The following is a 19,535-nucleotide window of genomic DNA, read 5'->3' as shown; positions in this document are numbered from 1 at the left end:
GTGTGCTCTGAGCTTTGAAAACACATCGATTCCTGTGGGAGCGGGCTTGCCCGCGAAGCTTTAGAAGCGGGTTTGCACAGCCAGCTCAAAGGTGCGCGGTGTGCCGAGGTAATACGCCGGCGATACATGGGCGAACTCGGCGTACACCTCATTCGTCAGGTTGCGCACCCGTCCGGTCACGGTGGTGTGCGAATCCACCTTGTAGCTGAGGAAGCTGCCAAACAGCGTGTACGACGGCACGGTCATGGTGTTGGCATTGTCGGCGAACACCGACGCCACGTAACGTGCATCGACGCCGCCTTGCCATGTTGGCGAGAAATCGTAGGTCAGCCACAGATTGCCGACCCGGTCCGGCACGTTGGTCGGTGTGTTGCCCTTGCGCGAAACCACCACGCCGGCGGCGTTCTTCTCGTTGAACTCATCGTATTGCGCATCGACCCAGGCGAAGTTGCCTTCGGCCAGCAACTTGTCGGTGATCCGCAACGAGCTGGCAATCTCGATGCCGTTCGAAGTCTGCTGGCCGACCGGAATACTGCTGGTCGGGTCCAGTGGATCCGTCACGGCGAAGTCCTTGCGCTCAATGGTGTAAGCGGCCACCGTCGCCGAACCGCGTCCGTTCAGATAGTCGAACTTGCTGCCGATTTCCCACTGCTTGCCGGTCGAGACATCAAAGTCCTGGGTGCCATTGGGTTGCTCGGCGGCAGTGCTGTATTGCACGTACACATTGGCTGACGGAATGAACTGATACGTCAGGCCGACGCGCCCGGTGACCGGCTCCCAGCTGCGCTTCAAATGACGCGGGTTGCTTGCAGTCACGGTGCGATGGTTGGTCACGTCGAGGTCGATGTCGTCATAGCGCAGACCAGTGAGCAGCGAAAGCTTGTCAGTCAGTGCCAGGCGATTTTCGGCAAACAGCGCTTTGGTGGTGACTTCGTTGGTCTTGTCACTGACAAAACCGGGCATCGTTCCAGGAATGTCATAGAAATGCCCGGGTCGGTAGTTGTTCGGGTCCGCCGTGCTGGCGCCTTTGACGTTCAGCGGCGAGTTGGTGGTCTGGTTGACCTTGTACTCGAAACCGCCGGACCAAGTGGTATTGAGGCCGAACAGGGTGTTGTCGTGACGCAGTTCGAACTGGTTGCCGTTCTGCTCGCCCTGATGGCGCACCTGATAGGCAGTGGAGCGGTTTACTGCGCTGTTGTCGGCGTTGTATTGATAGGTTTCCAGGTTGCGGTAATCGCGTTGGCTGTCGAGGTGATAGAGGGTGTTGCGCAGGGTGGTGCTGTCGTTGATCCGGTAATCGATGATCGAGCGCACCCAGATTGTCCGTTGCTCGTAGCGGCCGTCCTCGACGTTGTAGTTGTTGAAGCGGTTGTGTTTGTCGATCTTCAACTCGCCAGCCTTTGGGTTGAGCACCGGCGTGCCCCAGTACGGGCTGTCTTCGTGTTCGTCCTGATATTCCAGGGCCAGGGTGTGCGACAGGTTCGGCGTCAGATCGCTGAGCAGCGAGAACGCCACGCTCCAGGCATCGCGTTCCTGACGGTCGATGTAGCCGTTGCTGGTGTTGTGGCTGACGTCGAGGCGCGCGTAATGCTGCACGTCGGCGCCGGGTTCGGTCAGCGCGTGATTGAGGCCAAATGCGGTTTCGCTGGTGTCGTAGGTGCCATAACTGACTCGGCCATCGATGGCTTGCTCGTCGCGGGAGGCCAGTTTGGTCACGTAGTTCAGCGAGCCACCGACCGAGCCGGCACCGTTGATCAGCGACGACGGGCCGCCCACCAGTTCCACCCGGTCATAAATCCACGAATCCACGGGACGCGCCAGTCCGCTGGAGACGTTTACGCCGTTAAACATCTGGGTGATCTGGCTGCTGGTAAAACCGCGATAGGAGACGAACCCGCCAAAGCCCGGCGGAGCACTGGCGTTCACCCCCGGCAAGGTGTTGGCCGCGTCCTGAAAGTTTTGCGAACCGTGACGTTCGATGTCATTGCGGTTGGCAATCGCCACCGAGGCCGGAGTGTCGCGCACGCTGAGGCCGAGGCGCGAGGCCATGCCGCTGGACTGGTCGAGGCTCAGGCCAGGCTCGGCGCCGGATTCGCCGTCAATGGTAATTGGCGCCAGATCCACGGTGGATTGCGCCCAGACGTTGACGGACAGGCAGCCGCAGAGGCTCGCCAACAAGGTAAGTTGTTTCATTGATTGCATCCTGAATGCTTGTTCTCGGAGTCAGCGCACAGGCGAACGCCGCGCGTTGGCGCAGTGGGCTGACAGATCAAAAAGGCAAGGGCATTCAGGCGAGCGGCGGGGCGCGGGGATTGGCCGAAGGCCAGATGAAGCGGGCAGGGAGGTCAGTGCTGACGATGACCGGCAGTGGCGGGCTGTGTTGTTCCGGCAGGACCGCCAGGGTCAGGCTGGAGTTGAACGCCGGGCCCATGCCGCCGGTGGAGCACAGCGGACAGCCAAAGGCTTTTGCCAGGGTCGGCAGTTTTTCTTCGGCGGGATTTGAGGCCAGCGGCGCCTGGGTGCTCGGATCGACGGCGCAGAACTGGCCACCGATACCGTTGAGCTGCATGCCGACCATTTGTCCGTGACCGATGCTGCAGGCGAACACGTTGAACAGGACGCAGCAATAGAGCATCCAGGCCAGCAGTGAACGATCGGTACGGGTGAATTTCATGGGGCGGCACTTTACCGCACCGCCGACCGGTCGTGCACATGGAAAAATGCCGACTAGGATGTTTTGTTCAAATCCCTTTAAAGGATTCTCGACCATGACCTTTGTGTTGGCTCAATGGCTGGTGACGATATTTGCGGTGATCAGCCTGATGCATGTGTATTGGGCGATGGGTGGGCAATGGGCAGCCGTGGCGGTGGTGCCGCAGGTTCCGGTGGACAACGGCGGGCTGACGCTCCGGCCGGCGTTCAAACCTTCAGGCTGGATCACGCTGGTGGTGGCGGCAGCCCTGCTACTGATTGCCGCACTGGTGTGCATGCGAGTGGGATGGTGGCTGCCCGCCGTGGATCACTGGGCGCTGCAATGGGTGATCAGCGCGATTGCGCTGCTGATGTTTGCACGGGCGATTGGTGATTCAGAGCTGGTGGGCTTTTTCAAGGAAGTGAAGGGGTCGCGGTTCGCCCGGCTCGACACTTGGGTTTACTCGCCGCTGTGTCTGATATTGGGAGCCGGGCTGTTGGCTGTTGCCTGGATTTAACTGCCGGTTTCAGTGCGCCGGCTGCTGACCTCGGCCGGCACGTCATCTCCGGCCATACGCTTGCGGAACAACGCCGCTCGCGCCAGCAGCAGAGTAGTCACCGGTACGGTGATCGACAGCAGAATCGGGATCAGCCATGCGTGCAGCACCGGCCCGGACTTGAGCGCGGAAAAACAGATGATGGACGCCAGCGCCACACACCATGCGCCCAGGGTCGAGGCCAGCGCCGGCGGGTGCATGCGCTGGAAATAATCTTTCATCCGTAGCAGGCCGATGGCGCCGATCAGTGCGAACACGCCGCTGAGCACCAAAAGGATCGCCACCGGAATTTCCACCCAGAGAGACAGTTCAGCGTTCATTCGATCACCTCGCCACGCAGGAGGAACTTCGCCAGGGCAAACGAGCCGACGAAGCCGAACAGCGCGATCAGCAGCGCCGCTTCGAAGTAGGTGTCACTGGCATAACGAATCCCCAGGGTCAGCATCATCAGCATGGCGACGATGTACAGGTAATCCAGCGCCAGTACCCGGTCCTGCGCCGACGGGCCTTTGAACAGGCGCACCAGCGTAAGGACCATGGCGAGGGAAAACAGGAACAGCGTCAGCAGAATCGCGTTCGACAGCAGCGGGCTCATTCGAAAATCTCCATCAACGGCCGCTCGTAAGTGACCTTGAAGTGCTGGATGAACTGCGCCTCGTCATCCAGATCCCAGACGTGCAGCAACAGAATGCTGCGATCCAGCGCCAGCTCCGACCACACCGTGCCGGGCACGACCGTACAGATCATCGACAACGCCGCCAGACCGTTGGCGTCGCGCAGGTCCAGCGGCACCTTGATGAAGCGTGAACGAAGCGGCCGACGACCGGCGTTGAGTACGCCCCAGGCCACCTGCAGGTTCGAGACGATCACGTCACGCCCGACCAGCAGAAACAATCGCAGGATCGTGCCCGGGCGGCGGATGTGAATCCGCTGCGGGCGCAGTTTGCGCATCATCAGCGGGGCGCAGAAACCGAGTACGGCACCCAGCAGCAGGTTGCCCGGGCTGACCGACAGGTTCAGCACCAGCCAGAGCAACCACAGCGCAAGCGACAGCCAAGGAGCAGGAAACAGACGCTTCATGGTTGCACCTCCAGCAGCGCAGCCTTGGCTTCCGGGCTCGGTACGGCACGGGTGCCGAGCACCGCCATTACGTATTGCTGCGGGTTGTTCAGAGCCTCGGCCGCTGCCTGGGTGTAACGCAGCAGCGGTTCAGCCTTGAAGGTCAGGGCGATGCTAAGACCGAGCAGCAGGAAAATCGGCGTGCATTCCAGTTTGCGCAGCACGGGCGACGGGCGCTCCTCTGGCGACCAGAAGCGCTGGATCCCCAGGCGCGAGAACGCCATCAACGAGCCGAGCCCGGTAAGGATCAGCAGGGCCAGTAACGCCCAGGCAGCATTCGAGATCGGTTCGCCGGCACCGAGTCCCAGCGGGTTGAGCAGGGCGCCGATCAGGCTCAGCTTGCCGATGAACCCGGACAGTGGCGGCATGCCGATGATCAGCAGCGCACAGGCAATGAAGCTCAGACCGAGGAAAGCCATGGTCCACGGAATCACCTGACCAACCAGCGCTTTCTGATCGTCGTCGAGGTTGATGCCCTTGACCGGTCGTTGCCACTCTTGCGGACGCGGCAGCAGTTCGTTCTCGTCTTCCAGCGGCACTTCGATGGCGGTGCGCGAACGCTCGATCAACTCGGCCAGCAGAAACAGTGCGCTCAACGCCAGGGTCGAGCTGACCAGATAGAACAGCGCCGCACCGATCAGGTTCGGCTGGGCGAACCCCACGGCCGACAGCAGAATACCCGCCGACACCAGAATGCTCAGGCTGGCCATGCGTTCCAGGCGTTGCGCGGCAATGATCGCCACGCCCGCGCCGGCCATGGTCGCCATGCCGCCGTAGATCAGCCAGTCGCCGCCGAAATACGCCGAAGCGCCTGCCTGGCCCGAGAACAGCAGCGTCCATAGGCGCAGCAAGGTGTAGACACCGACCTTGGTCATGATCGCGAACATCGCTGCTACCGGCGCACTGGCCGACGAGTAGGCCGGCACCAGCCAGAAGTTCAGCGGCCACATGCCGGCCTTGGCCAGGAACGCCACGGCCAGAATCCCTGCGCCAGCGTGCAGCAGGCCTCGGTCGGCTTCCGGCACCAGCGGGATCTTCAGCGCCAGATCCGCCATATTCAGCGTGCCGGTCACGCCGTAGATCAATGCCGCGCCGATCAAAAACAGCGACGAGGCCAGCAGGTTGATCGAGATGTAATGTAGCCCCGACGACACCCGCGCCCGGCCCGAGCCGTGAAGCAACAGGCCGTAGGATGCGGCGAGCAGCACCTCGAAGAACACGAACAGGTTGAACAGGTCAGCCGTCAGGAACGCGCCGTACAGCCCCATCAACTGAATCTGGAACAACGCGTGGAAGCTCGACCCGGCGCCGTCCCAGCGGGCCATGGCGAAGAGCAGGGCGCTGACGCCGATGATACCGGTCAGCACCAGCATCAGCGCCGACAGGCGATCGACCACCAGCACGATGCCGAACGGCACCTGCCAGTTGCCCGGCAGATAAACCCCAATCGAACCGGGAACGCCGGTGGTCTGGGTCCATTGCAGCAGCATTACCGAGATGCCGAGGCCGAGGAGGCTGGAGAACAGGTTGATTTTCGCCTTCAGCGGACGGTGCTTCTCGCCGAGCATCAGCATGATGGCGGCGGTCAGCAGCGGCAGCAGGATCGGTGCGGCGATCAGGTGAGTCATCGCCGTCATTCCTTGGGCTCCCTTCCGTCAACGTGGTCGGTACCGGTCAGGCCCCGGGAGGCGAGCAACACCACCAGGAACAATGCGGTCATGGCGAAGCTGATGACGATGGCCGTCAGCACCAGCGCCTGGGGCAGCGGGTCGGTGTAGTTGAGCAGGTCCTGCGGTACGCCGTCCTTGATGATCGGCTCCTTGCCGATGAACAGGCTGCCCATGCTGAAGATGAACAGATTGACGCCGTAGGACAGCAGGCACAGGCCCATCACCACCTGGAACGTTCGTGGCCGCAGGATCAGCCAGACCCCGGACGCGGCGAGCACGCCGATGGCGATTGCGATGACTTCTTCCATCAGACGGCTCCTTTGGCGGCAGCGGTTTTGTGGCCCCGGACCGATTGGTGGGCGAGGGCGGTGAGGATCAGCAAGGTCGAGCCGACCACCACGGCGTAGACGCCGATATCGAAGAACAGCGCGCTGGCGATATGGATGTCACCCAGCAGCGGCAGGCTGAAGTGCCAGGTGTGGGTGGTGAGGAATGGATACCCGACCGCCATCGCCCCAAGCCCGGTGACGGTGGCGAACAGCAGGCCGGTGCCCATCCAGCGCAGTGGGCGCAGGCTCATTTGCGCCTCGACCCACTGGGTGCCGGCGACCATGTATTGCAGGATGAACGCCACCGACATCACAAGACCGGCGACGAAACCGCCGCCCGGCTGGTTATGCCCGCGCATGAACAGGTAGAACGACACCACCAGCGCAATCGGCAGCAGCAGGCGCACCAGCACCGCCGGCACCATCATGAAGCCGAGCGCGGTGTCGCTGGCCGAGCGCGGGTTGACCAGGTCGGTGACCACATCGGGGGCGAGCAAGCGTTGCTGGGCCGGCAGTTGCAGGCTTTCTTTCGGTGGGCGGAAACGCCGCAGCAGGGCGAACACGGTCAGCGCCACGGCGGCGAGCACCGTGATTTCGCCAAGGGTGTCGAAACCACGAAAATCCACCAGCATCACGTTGACCACGTTACTGCCACCACCCTCAGGCAGGGCGCGACTCAGGTAGAACGAGGAAATGTCGTTCGGCGTCTGCCGGGTCAGCATGGCGTAGGACAGCAGCGCCATGCCGCCGCCGACGGCAATCGACAGCAGCAGGTCGCGCAGACGGCGTACCCGCGCCTTGCGCAGGCTCCCTGGCAGCGGCGAAACCTCTTCGATCCGCCGTGGCAGCCAGCGCAGGCCGAGCAGGATCAGGACCGTGGTCACCACTTCGACCACCAGCTGCGTCAGGGCCAGATCCGGCGCCGAGAACCAGACGAACGTCACGCAGGTCATCAGCCCGCAGACGCTGACCATGGTCAGGGCGGCGAGACGGTGATACTTGGCCTGCCATGCTGCGCCGAGGGCGCAGGCGATTGCCAGCAGCCACAGGGTCACGAACACGATGGAACCTGGGATCTTCGGCCGGTCGCCCCAGCTCAGGCTGCTGTGCAGCATCGGGATCAGGCCGGCCAGCACTGCCGCAAGCACCATCAGGAACAATTGCGCCTGAAGGCGCTTGGTGCCGATTCGCCGCTCCAGGCGTCGAGCCAGGCGCATCATCACCACCAGACTGCGTTCGAACATTCGCTTGCCGTTGAGGCGGCCCGCCAGTGGCGGATACTTGAAGCGGCCGCGTTTGAGCTGGTTGCGCAGCAGCAGATACAGCACGATGCCGCCGGACATGGCGATCAGGCTCATGATCATTGGTGCATTGAGGCCGTGCCAGATCGCCAGGCTGTATTCCGGCAGCACGCCGCCCACCACCGGCAACGCGGCAGCGGCCAGCAACGGGCCGACCACCTGGGCCGGGAAAATCCCCACCAGCAGGCAGGTGAACACCAGCAGTTCCACCGGCGCACGCATCCAGCGCGGTGGTTCATGCGGGGTGTGCGGCAGGTCGGTGGCGGTCGGGCCGAAGAACACATCAACGGTGAATCTCAGCGAGTAGGCAACGCTGAACATACCGGCAATGGTCGCGACGATCGGCAGGCTGGTTTCAACCCACGCGGTGGCGTTGATGAACACGGTTTCGGCGAAGAACATCTCTTTCGACAGAAAACCGTTGAGCAGCGGCACGCCGGCCATCGACGCACTCGCGACCATTGCCAGGGTGGCGGTGAATGGAATGAGTTTGAACAGGCCATTGAGCTTGCGGATATCGCGGGTACCGCTTTCGTGGTCGATGATCCCGGCGGCCATGAACAGCGAGGCCTTGAAGGTCGCGTGGTTGAGAATGTGGAACACCGCCGCCACCGCAGCGAGCGGACTGTTCAGGCCCAGCAGCAGCGTGATCAGACCGAGGTGGCTGATGGTCGAGTAGGCCAGCAGCCCTTTGAGGTCGTTCTGGAACATCGCGCAGTACGCGCCGAGCAATAGCGTGGCGGGGCCGGCGCCGCTGACGATGTAGAACCACTCTTCACTGCCGGACAGCGACGGCCACAGGCGGGCCAGCAGGAAAACCCCGGCCTTGACCATGGTCGCCGAGTGCAGGTACGCCGAAACCGGTGTGGGCGCCGCCATGGCGTGGGGCAGCCAGAAGTGGAAGGGGAACTGGGCGCTTTTGCTGAGGGCGCCGATAAGAATGAGGGGAAGCAGGATGGGGTAGAGGGCATGTGCACGAATCAGGTCGCCGGCGGCCAGGACCTTGTCCAGGTCATAGCTGCCGACCACATGGCCGAGGATCATGACCCCCGCCAGCAGGCACAAACCTCCGGCACCGGTGACCATCAACGCCATATACGCCCCACGGCGCGCGTCGTGGCGGTGGTGCCAATAGCCGATCAACAGGAACGAGAAAAGGCTGGTCAGCTCCCAGAAGAACACGATCTGGATCAGGTTGCCGGAGATCACCAGCCCGAGCATGGCGCCCATGAACGCCAGAAAAAACGCGAAGAAACGCGGCACCGGATCGTCCGGCGACATGTAATAACGGGCATATAAGGAAACGAGGGTGCCGATGCCCAGCACCAGCATCGAGAACAGCCAGGCGAAGCCGTCCATGCGCAGAACGAAGTTCAGGCCCAGACTGGGAAGCCACGTGAACTCCTCGCGGATCACGCCGCCGTGGGCGATCTGCGGATACAGCATCGCGACCGAGACAGTCCCGATCAGTGCGACCAAGCCTGCCAGCAGAGATTCGGCGTTACGTGCGTTGTGCGGCAGCACGGCTGCCAGACAGCTGCCCAGAAAAGGCAGAAGCAGTAGAACTATCAGGGACATAGGCTTCTAATCTGCGGAAGTTTGTGAAGCATCATACGTGCCAGCTCCCGGATCGCCAAACGCGAGGATGTCTCTGAATCCTACAAAGTAGCCGTAAAACCCCCGTTTAGCCTTCGGTCTCGTGCTCCAATTCTTCCGTGACTGTTTGTGTCTCTTTGCCTTTGGTCTTCAATTCACTCACGATCACTGCCGTCACGATCAGTCCCGCACCCACCAATGCAATCGCTGGCAGGCGCTCTCCCGCAATGCGTCCAACGATCCCGGCCCACACTGGCTCACCGGCATAGATCAAGGTCGCGCGGGTTGGCGAAACGCTTTTCTGCGCCCAGTTCATCGCCACTTGAATCGCCGCACTCATTGCGCCCAGCCCCAGAGCAGTGCTCAGCAACAACCACGAGAAATCCGGAATCGCCTCGCCGGTCGGCACCACCATCAAGAACGACAGCACCGAAGTCGTCGCCAGCTGCACCACGGTTACCCGGCGCACATCGACCTGCCCGGCATAGTTACTGATCAGGATGATTTCGGCCGCTATCGCAATGGCGCTGATCAGCGTGGCAATTTCCCCGGGGCTGAAATTCAGCGAAGCGCCGGATGGCCCGGAAAGCAGCATCAGCCCGGTAAACGCCAGCATGATGCCGATGCTCGGCATCAAACCCGGACGCCGACCGAGCACCAGCCATTGCAGCAGTGGCACAAACGGCACGTACAACGCCGTGATGAACGCCGACTGACTGCTGGGAATACTCTGCAAGCCGACGGTCTGCAAGCCATAACCGAGCAGGATCGCGACGCCGATAAAGGCGCCGGCCCTGAGTTCGAACAGGGTCAATTCACGTAGGTGTTTCCAGGAGAACAGCGCCACGATGATCGCGGCGGCGGCAAAGCGCAGGCCGACGAAAAACATCGGGCCGCTGACGGTCATGGCGTGCTGCACCAGCAGGAAGGTGCCGCCCCAAAGCATGGTGATCAGCACCAGCACGCACTCGGCTTTGCTGTACCGGGAAAACCGCAGGGGAGGTTGAGAAGGATTGGCTGACGTCATGACCTTGCGCACTTTTAAGGAGGAGACGCACAATGCGCCAAATGTTGCGCAGTATACTGCCCAACCCCAGTCAGTGAGCAATATAGTGCACAGAGATTCCGTTCAGCGGGCTTCGGTCCTGCAACACGTCAGCCAGAATGTCCGGCGCCTGCGCCATGCCGCCGGCATGAGCCAGACGGCCCTCGCGGAAAAGTCCGGTGTCAGTCGGCGGATGCTGGTGGCCATCGAGGCCGGTGAAAAAAATGTCAGCCTGACCACCCTCGACCGCGTCGCCGAAGCCCTTGAAGTGGCCTTCAGCGATCTGATCCAGGCCCCGGACAATCGTGATCCCGGCCGTATCAACGAACTGGCCTGGGTCGGCAGCATCCCCGGCAGCAAAGCCGTTTTACTGTCCAAGGCCAATGCCACTCGCGCAGTGGAGCAGTGGGAATGGTGCCTGCAACCGGGCGAGGTCTATCCCTCGCAGCCGGACGCCGAAGGCTGGAGCGAGCAGATTTTCGTATTCGAGGGCTGCCTGACGTTGATGCTCGGCGATCAACCCCAGTACATTTCAGCAGGCGAGTTTTTCATGTTCGCCAGCAACCAGCCGCACGCCTATCGCAATGATGGGGAAGTAGCGGCGCGTTTTGTGCGTAATGTGGTGATCTGACAGTCGCAACGGAATGAAACACGCTGCAAGTCGCATCGGCATGATAAAAAAATGGCATCCGTCTAGACGCCTTCGCGGCGTCTGAATGACACTGGCCCGAGCACATCCTCAGTTGCGAGAACGGCATGACTCAAACCGATACGACCGCCATCCGTCACGCCGACATCCTGATTGTCGGCGGCGGCCTCAGCGGCACGCTGCTGGCGGTGCAATTGCTGCGTTTGCCGGGGCGCAGAACGATTCTGGTGATCGAGCCCCGGGCTGAACTGGGTCGGGGCGAAGCGTATAGCGCGGTGGAACTTGGCCACACGCTCAATGGCAATGCGGCACGGATGAGCGTCGATCCGGACAATGCCGATGACCTGACCCAATGGCTTACTGATCACATTGCCGATGGCGGTTGGCCGGAGTCGGATCAGCAACATGTGCCGGTCAGCGAACTGTTTCCGCCACGAGGGCTGTTCGGCGTGTATGTGCAGCAGCGTCTGACTGAAGCGCAGCAGGTGGGCGCGCAACACGGCTCGACGGTCGAGCATGTACGGGCCGAAGTGGTCGATTTGCAGGACTGCGGCGATTCCGTGCAGCTCACCTTGAGTGACGGCCAGCAACTTCAAGGCGCTTTCGCAGTGCTGGCGACCGGGATGTTCCCGGCGGCGCGCACACCGCAAAAGCAATCCAGTGGCCTCAACGGGGCGGCGCTGGATCCGTGGGATGTCGCGGCCATGCGCCAGCTCGATCCGCACTCGACGGTGCTGATTATCGGTTCCGGCCTGACCATGGTCGATGCCGTGGTGTCGCTGGAGCAGGCCGGGCATCGCGGGCCGATCGAGGTGTTTTCCCGGCACGGGCTGTTGCCCCATGTGCGTCGTCAACCGCCCGCGTGGGTTGACTTCCTCGCCGAGGATCACGGCATCCGCACGCCACGCCAGTTATTGCGCGAATTGCGCCGGCATTGTCGCGACGCCATCGCCCAAGGCATCGACTGGCAGGCGCCGCTGGATACCGTGCGTGCGCACATCGGTCGGTTGTGGAGCCAGGCCAGCGATGTGCAGCGCCGGCAGTTCGTGCGGCATGTGCGGCCGTGGTGGGAAAGTCATCACCATCGTTCGCCGCCACTGAGCGCGGAACTGGTCGAGCGTCTGCACCGGGAAGGACGATTGCGCATTCACGCGGCGTCTTACAAGGGGCTTGAGCGGGCGCCGGGCGACGGCGTGAGTATCCGCATTCGCCCTCGCGGCGAGGCTGAAACCCGCGTGGTGCAGGGCGCGGCTTTGATCAATTCCAGCGGCATCGAATACGACTGGCGCCGTGTCGCGCGACCTTTGCCGCAGCAGTTGCTGGCGCGCGGTCTGGTTCGTCCGGGGCCGCTGGCGCTGGGCATCGCAGCTGCGGTGGACGGCGCTGTGCTGGATGCCGAGGGCCGGGTTTCGCCCCGCCTGTTCGCCATGGGCCCGCCGTTGCGTGGCATGTGGTGGGAGAGCACCGCCGTCACGGATGTGGCGTCGCAGGCCAAGGCACTGGCCGCGCGACTGGTGTGCTGACGCAAAATGCAAGAAACCCCGCTTCGGCGGGGTTTCTTGTTTCTGGCAGCTCAAACCTATCACTCAGTAGCGCTGATATTTGGAACCGAATTCCGGGCGGTTTTCCGCGACGTACAGTTTGGTCTGTTCGGCGTTCTGTTGCAGTTTGAGACTGCCTTGGTGTTCGGCATCGACGCTGACGGTGTCGACGTTCAGGGTGCCGGACTGGCCGATGGTTGCAGCCGCGACAACTGGCGTGCTGGCGTGTGGGGCAGCGATCGCGGAGGTGGCGCCGATCAGGGAAACGATGAAGCCGAGTGCAATGAGGTCTTTCATGATGTTGCTCCAGAGAGTGGGGAGAAGATGGGGCCCACTGTAGTGCTGGAGGGTTTTGATGTGAAAACACCCTTGCGCATAGTTGTTATCGAAGGTGTTGATGCGCGATCAGCGCGGTAGGGTATTGCTCAGCCAGCGCTGGCGCAGCTGCTCCAGACGGCCATCGGCCCGCAATGTATCCAGCGCCTGCTGCCAGCGTGCGACCTGTTTCGGATCGGTTTGCGGCGAAAAGGCAATGTAGGTGTTCTGTTTCATCAACGGGATCTGGTACTGCAAGCGTCCTGGCTCCATGCCTTGTTCGCGGGCGAGGGCGGCTTTGGACCAGGTATCGGAGACCACGAAATCGGTACGCCCCAGGCTGAACAGTCGCATCATCTGCTCTGGGGTTTCCACGCCGTAGAGATTGTTCAGGTCTTGCCCTTGCAGGTAGCTGTAGACCAGCCATTTGCGCGGCACGGTGATCCGGCCCAGATGATCGGCTTCACGCAGGCTGTGCACGGGGGGCTGGAGATTGTCGCGCGCGTACAGCGCGGTTTCGACTTCGATCAGCGGCCCGACCCATTGATAGCGATCATCGCGTTCGTCGGTACGCAGCACGGTGAATACGCCGGTGTCGGGGGTATCGCTGGCGATGCGCAGGGCGCGCAGCAGCGGGACTTGTTGCAGCTGGATACGGTCGCCGGTCTGGGTCGCCAGGGCGTGCACCACGTCCACACCGAATCCTGCGAGCTGATTGCCTTGCATGAAATGCAGGGGCGGGTGATTGTCGGTGAGCAGTTGCAGGTCCGCCGCAGTGGCCGTCAGGGCCAGCATGGACAGCAGACAGGCGGCAAATCGTTTCATGGATCGTCCCTGAACAAATCAATCGCGCAGCTTAGTACGAGCCATGACGGCTGTCGTGGGGAAACAGCGGGGCTTTTGTGTCAGAGAACAAGGCTTATCGGTAGTAGCGAGGGGCCCAGGCTACCTGATTAATGACTGATAGTAGTTATCCTGTGGTTCTTGCTCAAAGTGCACGTTCCGCAGGAACGTGTGTAGAGAACTGAAGTTTCGTTCCCCAGCTAGGCACCGGGCTTGCTCAAAATGAATCTCAATGGTATTGAAACTGTCTTCCATGATGTTCATCGCTCGGGTGAAAACTCCGGCATCACCCCAGTCAGAAATGATTCTGCGCTTCTGCAAGTCCGTTCTTTTACTTTTGATTAATGGACTGTTGGCCAGGATCATGAGAAACGTTTTCGGACCTCCCTCCAAATCAGGGGCAAAGCCTTTTTTCTTGAAGTGGGGCGTGTGATTTATATCGCAGTAGTCATTGATGTAGCGGTAATAGACGGCAAGTTCCAGCATCAAGTCCTGCAATGCCAAATAAACTGCTACCGGCATCGGATTGAGGCTTTGGCATGAGTCCAGGATAAACATGAAAAAGCATCCGGTATTGGCTTGTGCAATAAAACGATATTGATCCAGCGTCGGTAGGCTGTCGCCTGCACTCAACTGCGTGTCGAGGTGCTGACCGATGTGCAACGCCTCGAGGCTTCCCAGGGCTGCGTGAATAAGATTCGGATCCCCCAAAGCGTTCAACTTTTGCAGGCCTTCAATGTAGCCATACATACCGGATACCAGTGCGCTGGCGATACCGAATTTCACCCAGACGGACGGGGCACCGCGACGTGTAGCGTCTTCGTCAATGATGTCATCGTGTACCAGAGACGCCGTGTTGAAGAGCTCGACAATCTGGCAAAGCGTTTGCGCATGCATCGGCGCTAATTGGTAAATGTCCGCAAGCGCGAGCGTCAGTGCTGTCCTGACTTTCATGCCGGCGTGCTGTTCTTGATAGTTAAAGGCCAACGTCCAGAGTTCTCTGGCTTGCGCGTAGGTTGAGCTGGTTGATTGCAACATTGCAGAAGATTCTCTGGGCGGGTTGCCAACAGCGTACTTCTGGCAAGGGCGGGTTATACGGGAGTGACAGTTGAAACGTAGCGTATTTTTTGTGGCGATTCATGCTCAAGTAAAAACCGATTGGTTATCGACTGTAGAATTTTCAGCTATATCCAGATGTTGTCTGAAGAGAGGTTGAGTGCCGAACTTGTCACTTGCTCAAATTTGTCTAGTTTTAGAATGAAGTTTTAACCCCACATGCAAAGTGAAGCCTGGTCCGACGTATCGTCCAGTCTTGAAGGGCGACGGTGACGAGAATGGAAGAGCTGATTCTTGTAGATGAATACGATCGGGAAACCGGAACTGCCGAAAAAATGCAGGTTCACCGCGACGGACTTTTGCATCGCGCCTTCTCCATCTTCATTTTCGATTTGAAAGGCCGACTGCTCCTGCAAAAATGGGCGCTGGGCAAATATCACTCTCAAGGATTATGGACTAATACGTGTTGTGGTCATCCTCGAGCCGGCGAACCGATTCTTGCGGCAGCCAGACGACGATTGTTCGAAGAAATGGGACTGGACTGCCCAGCGCTGATCGAGGTCGAGGCCTTCGTTTATCGGACACCGGTTTCGAATGGTTTGATCGAGAACGAGTATGACCACGTCTTTGTCGGGCTCAGTCGAGTGGATCCCAAGGTGAATTCCGATGAAGCGATGGATTGGAGATGGTCAAGTCTGCATGCGGTTTTTGGCGAAATCAGGCGAGATGCGGCACAGTTCACCGTCTGGCTGCAGTTAGTTTTCAGGCAGCACGACATCTCGACCGTACGCGGGTGGCACAAGCAGCTTCGTGACCGTGACGCATTAATCAAACAGCATCGAAAAGACTTCGCTCTTCCACCTCGGCTGCAACGGCTTTCATTTGCGCTAAGCCCCCATGCTCAGGCAGCGGAACTGCATACTCGCCAATGGCTGATTCGACTGGGGCTGGAGGATGGGCCGCATGCGCGTCATCAACTTGATATATACCAGCCAGGGCTCTACGCCGGTTATATGTGGCCCGATGCAGGCTGTGAGGACCTTCTGTTGTTTGCTCACCTCACCGGGTGGTTCAGTTGTCAAGACGATCTGGCCGATGAGGATTTGAGTCAGGCACCTGAGTTACTGGAGCAGAGCATCCGTGACGTGCATGAGATGGCAAGCCGCGATGGGCAACCGTTTTGCATCGGTCTGGCGGGCGGTCTGGCGGACATCATTCAGCAGGCGGGGGCGCAGATGCCCGCGCAGTGGCGACAACGAACGCTTGAGCAATATGAAAGTTATCTCTATCCCTGTTTGCGCGCAGCGATGCATCGGCTTGAAGGTTCGCAGCCGGCCGAACAGGATTTTGAAAGTGTCTGGCGCAATGCCGGCGGGTTTCAGGTGTGTGTGGAATTCAATTACTTCGCCGATCGTGTACACCTGCCATCTCGTGTTTATTACAGCGACATCTGGCAGGCGCTACGCAGGCTGAGCTTGAACCTGCTGAAGGCTGTTAATGACTTGTTGTCTTTCTCCATCATGAAAAACCCCATGGAGGACGTGTACAACCTGCTGACTCATCTCATTCATCATCGACAATGTTCCCCGCGTGAAGCTGCCAGCGAGGTTCGCCGTCGAATCGATGTGTGGGCCGGTGAGTTTTTCAAGCTGCAACGGCGCTTGCCGCGCGAGCTGGATCGACTTGAGTGCGACGATGTTTTACGCGAACAAGTCTTGCGCAGTGCCCGGACGCTCGAGGTGCAATGGCACGGCAATATTGCATGGCATCTGACAGTGCCTCGTTACCGGGAAGTCGTGATCGCTGCGGGGGTGTGACACCCCCGGCAGGAATCGAGTACGACGGGTACAGCCGATCAGTAGCGCTGATACTTGGAACCGAACTCGGGACGGTTCTCGGCGACCAGCACGCTGCGGGCCGAACGCTCGCGCAGTTCCTGCAGGCGATCTGCACCACCCTCGGCGACGCGCTCACGCAGCTCCTGCAAACGGTCCGCACCGCCTTCAGCCACGCGTTCGCGCAGTTCCTGCAAACGGTCGGCGCCGCCTTCAGCCACGCGTTCACGCAGTTCCTGCAAGCGATCAGCGCCACCTTCGGCAACGCGATCCTTCTGCAGATTCTCCGAACCGTATTCGGCAACCAGCGGCTGGGAGCTGGCGGATGCCAGATCGGCCATTGCCAGGCCACCGAGCAGGCTGAGTGCGAGTACCAGGGATTTCGAGGACTTGAACATGGTGTTTCTCCTTGCGTTTGATGATGAGTGAGCCAGTGCTTTCTGGTGGGTTCATTCAAACGCGAGGGTGTATCACTGATATGTGGTGATGCGGCGCGAAAACACGGGTTACGTATCTGCGCGGCGAATTTATACAGAACGATACAAATCCATCAGGATTCGGCGAGCATCTCCACGGCAAAGGAGAACACATAACCCTCGTTGCGCACGGTCTTGATGTAAGTCGGCTCGCGGGAGTCGTCCAGCAGACGCTGACGCAGGCGACTGACCAGCAAATCAATCGAGCGGTCGAACAGGTCGGCATCGCGACCCTGGGTCAAATTCAGCAACTGATCGCGGCTGAGCACCCGTTGCGGATGATCGAGAAACACCCGGAGCAAGCGATATTCGGCGCCGCTGAGGGCAACCATGGTGTCGTCTTCATCGAGCAGGTGGCGGGCGGTGGTGTCCAGGCGCCAGCGGCCGAACGCGAGCAGGCGCCCGGTTTCGGTGATCAGCAGATTGGGCGGCAGCATTCGTGTACGGCGCAGCACGGCGTTGATCCGCGCCAGCAGTTCGCGGGCGGCGAAGGGTTTGGTCAGGTAATCGTCAGCACCCATTTCCAGGCCGAGGATCCGGTCGGTCTGGTCGTCGCGGGCGGTGAGCATCAGGATCGGGATCGCCTTGTGTTTGCCGGCGCGCAATTCGCGGCACAGCATCAGCCCGTCATCGCCGGGGAGCATGATGTCGAGCACGATCAGGTCGACCGTGTTGGCTTCCAGAAAGCTGCGCATCTGCCGGCCATCGGCAACCACGGTGCTGCGCAGGCCGTTTTTTGTCAGGTAATTGCCGACCAGTTCGCGGATCTCGCGGTCATCGTCGACGATCAGGATGTGGTTGATGTGATCCATGGTTCACACTCTTTTTGTGGGAGCGAGCTTGCTCGCGAAATCGGTCTGTCAGTCAACAATGATGCTGAATGCGATGGCCCCTTCGCGGGGCAAGCCCGCTCCCACAGTGTTATGGGGTGCCCTGAAGAACGGGTTTTCAGGGCTTATGCATTGAGGGTCAGGACACCACGCGATAGCACGGCACATACGCCGCGCCGCCCGGCAGTTTCATCCGGTGCTGGGCGACGAAGGCTTTGAGCAGCAGATCGAGGGGCTGCATGATCGCGGCGTCACCACGGATCTGGTACGGCCCGTGTTCCTCGATCAGGCGGATGCCCTTGTCCTTGACGTTGCCGGCCACGATCCCGGAAAACGCGCGGCGCAGGTTGGCCGCCAGTTCATGGGGTGGCTGGTCGCGGTGCAGTTTGAGGTTGGCCATGTTTTCGTGGGTCGGATCGAACGGGCGCTGGAAGCCTTCGTCGATCTTCAGCAGCCAGTTGAAGTGGAACGCGTCGGCGCGTTCGCGGCGGAATTGCTTCACGGACTTGAGGCCCGCGGTCATCTGCCGCGCCACTTCGGCCGGGTCGTCGATGATGATTTCGTAGTGCTTCTTCGCCGCCTCGCCGAGGGTGGCGGTGACGAAGGCGTCCAGTTGTTCCAGGTACGGCGCGGCATGTTTCGGCCCGGTCAGGATCACCGGGAACGGCAGGCCGGCGTTGTCCGGGTGCATCAGAATGCCCAGCAGATACAGGAACTCTTCGGCAGTGCCGGCGCCACCCGGGAAGATGATGATGCCGTGGCCTACACGGACGAAGGCCTCCAGGCGCTTTTCGATGTCCGGCAGGATCACCAGCTCGTTGACGATCGGGTTCGGCGCTTCGGCGGCGATGATGCCCGGTTCGGTCAGACCAAGGTAACGGCCGCCGTGAATCCGCTGCTTGGCGTGGGCGATGGTCGCGCCTTTCATCGGGCCTTTCATCACGCCAGGGCCGCAGCCGGTGCAGATGTCGAGGCTGCGCAGGCCCAGTTCGTGGCCGACTTTCTTGGTGTATTTGTATTCTTCGGTGTTGATCGAGTGGCCGCCCCAGCACACCACAATTTTCGGCTCGACGCCCGGACGCAGGGTGCGCGCGTTTCGCAGCAGGTGGAAGACGTAGTCGCTGATGCCCTGGGAGGTGCTGAGGTCGATGCTCAGGGCATCGAGTTCGTTTTCGGTGTAGACGATGTCGCGCAGGGCGCTGAACAGCATTTCCCGGGTGCTGGCGATCATTTCGCCGTCGACGAAGGCGTCAGCCGGGGCGTTCAGCAGTTCCAGGCGCACACCGCGATCCTGCTGGTGGATGCGGATTTCGAAGTCTTTGTAGGCTTCCAGAATGGTTTTTGCGTTGTCGACATGGGCGCCGGTATTGAGGATGGCCAGGGCGCACTGGCGAAAGAGGGTGTAGGTGCTGCCGGTTCCGGCCTGGCTCAGTTGCTGAACTTCACGTTGGGAAAGGGTTTCGAGACTGCCTTTCGGGCTGACCGAGGCATTGATTACGTGTCGTTGGGTCATGCAGTGATCCTTAAAACGATGTCATTGCCGGCATGGCCAATGGCATCCGAATAGTGTGTATCCATGAATGAAGATGGCACGATCTGCGTGGTATCGCCATGTCCCCGTTGGACGTAGAAAAGATGAAAAGGCGCTCCAGCATAGCTAAATCCGCCCCAGAGGCGATAAT

The 19,535-nt window shown here is 60.6% G+C and carries 19 protein-coding genes; 4 read left to right on the top strand and 15 right to left on the bottom strand.

All coding sequences use genetic code 11. From position 1 onward, the window contains the following. Positions 1–60: 60 nt before the first annotated feature. Positions 61–2,193, bottom strand: a complete 2,133-nt coding sequence (locus QLG12_RS11815; protein WP_282474562.1) for a TonB-dependent receptor — start codon at positions 2,191–2,193, stop codon at positions 61–63. Positions 2,194–2,287: 94 nt separating this feature from the next. Continuing rightward, positions 2,288–2,674, bottom strand: coding sequence for a DUF2946 domain-containing protein (locus QLG12_RS11810; RefSeq protein ID WP_197867700.1), 387 nt, complete (start codon positions 2,672–2,674; stop codon positions 2,288–2,290). Positions 2,675–2,768: 94 nt separating this feature from the next. On the opposite strand from QLG12_RS11810, the gene QLG12_RS11805 reads away from it, so the two are divergent. Continuing rightward, on the top strand, positions 2,769–3,209 hold the full coding sequence (locus QLG12_RS11805; RefSeq protein WP_197867701.1) for a DUF3995 domain-containing protein: 441 nt from the start codon (positions 2,769–2,771) through the stop codon (positions 3,207–3,209). On the opposite strand, the gene QLG12_RS11800 is transcribed toward QLG12_RS11805, so the two are convergent. From QLG12_RS11800 to QLG12_RS11770, 7 genes are all read right to left on the bottom strand, one after another. Next, entirely contained in the window at positions 3,206–3,568 is a 363-nt protein-coding gene (locus QLG12_RS11800) for a Na+/H+ antiporter subunit G (protein ID WP_011334689.1), read from the bottom strand. The genes QLG12_RS11805 and QLG12_RS11800 overlap by 4 nt on opposite strands. Further along, positions 3,565–3,843 (bottom strand): K+/H+ antiporter subunit F, encoded by a 279-nt coding sequence (locus QLG12_RS11795; RefSeq protein ID WP_011334688.1) that lies wholly within the window; start codon positions 3,841–3,843, stop codon positions 3,565–3,567. Before QLG12_RS11795 ends, QLG12_RS11800 begins: the two co-directional genes overlap by 4 nt. Beyond that, positions 3,840–4,328 (bottom strand): Na+/H+ antiporter subunit E, encoded by a 489-nt coding sequence (locus tag QLG12_RS11790; protein WP_007950533.1) that lies wholly within the window; start codon positions 4,326–4,328, stop codon positions 3,840–3,842. The genes QLG12_RS11795 and QLG12_RS11790 overlap by 4 nt, the downstream gene beginning before the upstream one ends. Continuing rightward, entirely contained in the window at positions 4,325–6,004 is a 1,680-nt protein-coding gene (locus QLG12_RS11785) for a monovalent cation/H+ antiporter subunit D (RefSeq protein ID WP_064379429.1), read from the bottom strand. Before QLG12_RS11785 ends, QLG12_RS11790 begins: the two co-directional genes overlap by 4 nt. Then, complete coding sequence (locus tag QLG12_RS11780) at positions 6,001–6,345, bottom strand: Na+/H+ antiporter subunit C (protein ID WP_003192163.1); 345 nt, start codon at positions 6,343–6,345, stop codon at positions 6,001–6,003. Before QLG12_RS11780 ends, QLG12_RS11785 begins: the two co-directional genes overlap by 4 nt. After that, positions 6,345–9,245 (bottom strand): monovalent cation/H+ antiporter subunit A, encoded by a 2,901-nt coding sequence (locus QLG12_RS11775; RefSeq protein ID WP_282474561.1) that lies wholly within the window; start codon positions 9,243–9,245, stop codon positions 6,345–6,347. The genes QLG12_RS11780 and QLG12_RS11775 overlap by 1 nt, the downstream gene beginning before the upstream one ends. Before the next feature lie 106 nt (positions 9,246–9,351). Further along, positions 9,352–10,290, bottom strand: a complete 939-nt coding sequence (locus tag QLG12_RS11770) for a DMT family transporter (RefSeq protein WP_282474560.1) — start codon at positions 10,288–10,290, stop codon at positions 9,352–9,354. A gap of 85 nt (positions 10,291–10,375) precedes the next feature. Between QLG12_RS11770 and QLG12_RS11765 the strand changes: the two genes are divergently transcribed. Both QLG12_RS11765 and QLG12_RS11760 read left to right on the top strand, forming a co-directional pair. Beyond that, positions 10,376–10,939: an XRE family transcriptional regulator gene (locus tag QLG12_RS11765; RefSeq protein WP_197867704.1), complete on the top strand. Its 564-nt coding sequence runs from the start codon at positions 10,376–10,378 to the stop codon at positions 10,937–10,939. 125 nt (positions 10,940–11,064) lie between these two features. Beyond that, complete coding sequence (locus tag QLG12_RS11760) at positions 11,065–12,480, top strand: FAD/NAD(P)-binding protein (protein ID WP_282474559.1); 1,416 nt, start codon at positions 11,065–11,067, stop codon at positions 12,478–12,480. Between the two features lie 63 nt (positions 12,481–12,543). Here the strand turns inward: QLG12_RS11760 and QLG12_RS11755 are convergent, their stop codons facing one another. The 3 genes from QLG12_RS11755 to QLG12_RS11745 all read right to left on the bottom strand — a co-directional run bounded on the left by QLG12_RS11755 (position 12,544) and on the right by QLG12_RS11745 (position 14,694). Continuing rightward, positions 12,544–12,795, bottom strand: a complete 252-nt coding sequence (locus QLG12_RS11755) for a hypothetical protein (protein WP_197867706.1) — start codon at positions 12,793–12,795, stop codon at positions 12,544–12,546. Positions 12,796–12,903: 108 nt separating this feature from the next. Beyond that, complete coding sequence (locus QLG12_RS11750; protein WP_282474558.1) at positions 12,904–13,638, bottom strand: transporter substrate-binding domain-containing protein; 735 nt, start codon at positions 13,636–13,638, stop codon at positions 12,904–12,906. Between the two features lie 120 nt (positions 13,639–13,758). Further along, complete coding sequence (locus QLG12_RS11745) at positions 13,759–14,694, bottom strand: polyprenyl synthetase family protein (protein ID WP_282474557.1); 936 nt, start codon at positions 14,692–14,694, stop codon at positions 13,759–13,761. A 296-nt stretch (positions 14,695–14,990) separates the two neighbouring features. Between QLG12_RS11745 and idi the strand changes: the two genes are divergently transcribed. Further along, entirely contained in the window at positions 14,991–16,529 is a 1,539-nt protein-coding gene (gene idi, locus QLG12_RS11740; RefSeq protein WP_282474556.1) for an isopentenyl-diphosphate Delta-isomerase, read from the top strand. A 38-nt stretch (positions 16,530–16,567) separates the two neighbouring features. Here idi and QLG12_RS11735 read toward each other — a convergent pair whose 3' ends face one another. The 3 genes from QLG12_RS11735 to ppnN form a co-directional block, all read right to left on the bottom strand. Then, complete coding sequence (locus tag QLG12_RS11735; RefSeq protein ID WP_011334679.1) at positions 16,568–16,945, bottom strand: hypothetical protein; 378 nt, start codon at positions 16,943–16,945, stop codon at positions 16,568–16,570. A gap of 152 nt (positions 16,946–17,097) precedes the next feature. Further along, a complete protein-coding gene (locus tag QLG12_RS11730; RefSeq protein WP_282474555.1) occupies positions 17,098–17,835 on the bottom strand; it encodes a response regulator in 738 nt (245 codons plus the stop codon). A gap of 157 nt (positions 17,836–17,992) precedes the next feature. Continuing rightward, complete coding sequence (gene ppnN, locus QLG12_RS11725) at positions 17,993–19,366, bottom strand: nucleotide 5'-monophosphate nucleosidase PpnN (RefSeq protein ID WP_282474554.1); 1,374 nt, start codon at positions 19,364–19,366, stop codon at positions 17,993–17,995. Positions 19,367–19,535: the final 169 nt, after the last annotated feature.

The sequence above is a fragment of the Pseudomonas sp. V88_4 genome, assembly GCF_029967985.1.
In the GTDB taxonomy this organism is placed as follows: Bacteria; Pseudomonadota; Gammaproteobacteria; order Pseudomonadales; family Pseudomonadaceae; genus Aquipseudomonas; species Aquipseudomonas glycinae.
This window is presented reverse-complemented; position numbering and strand designations above follow the sequence as displayed.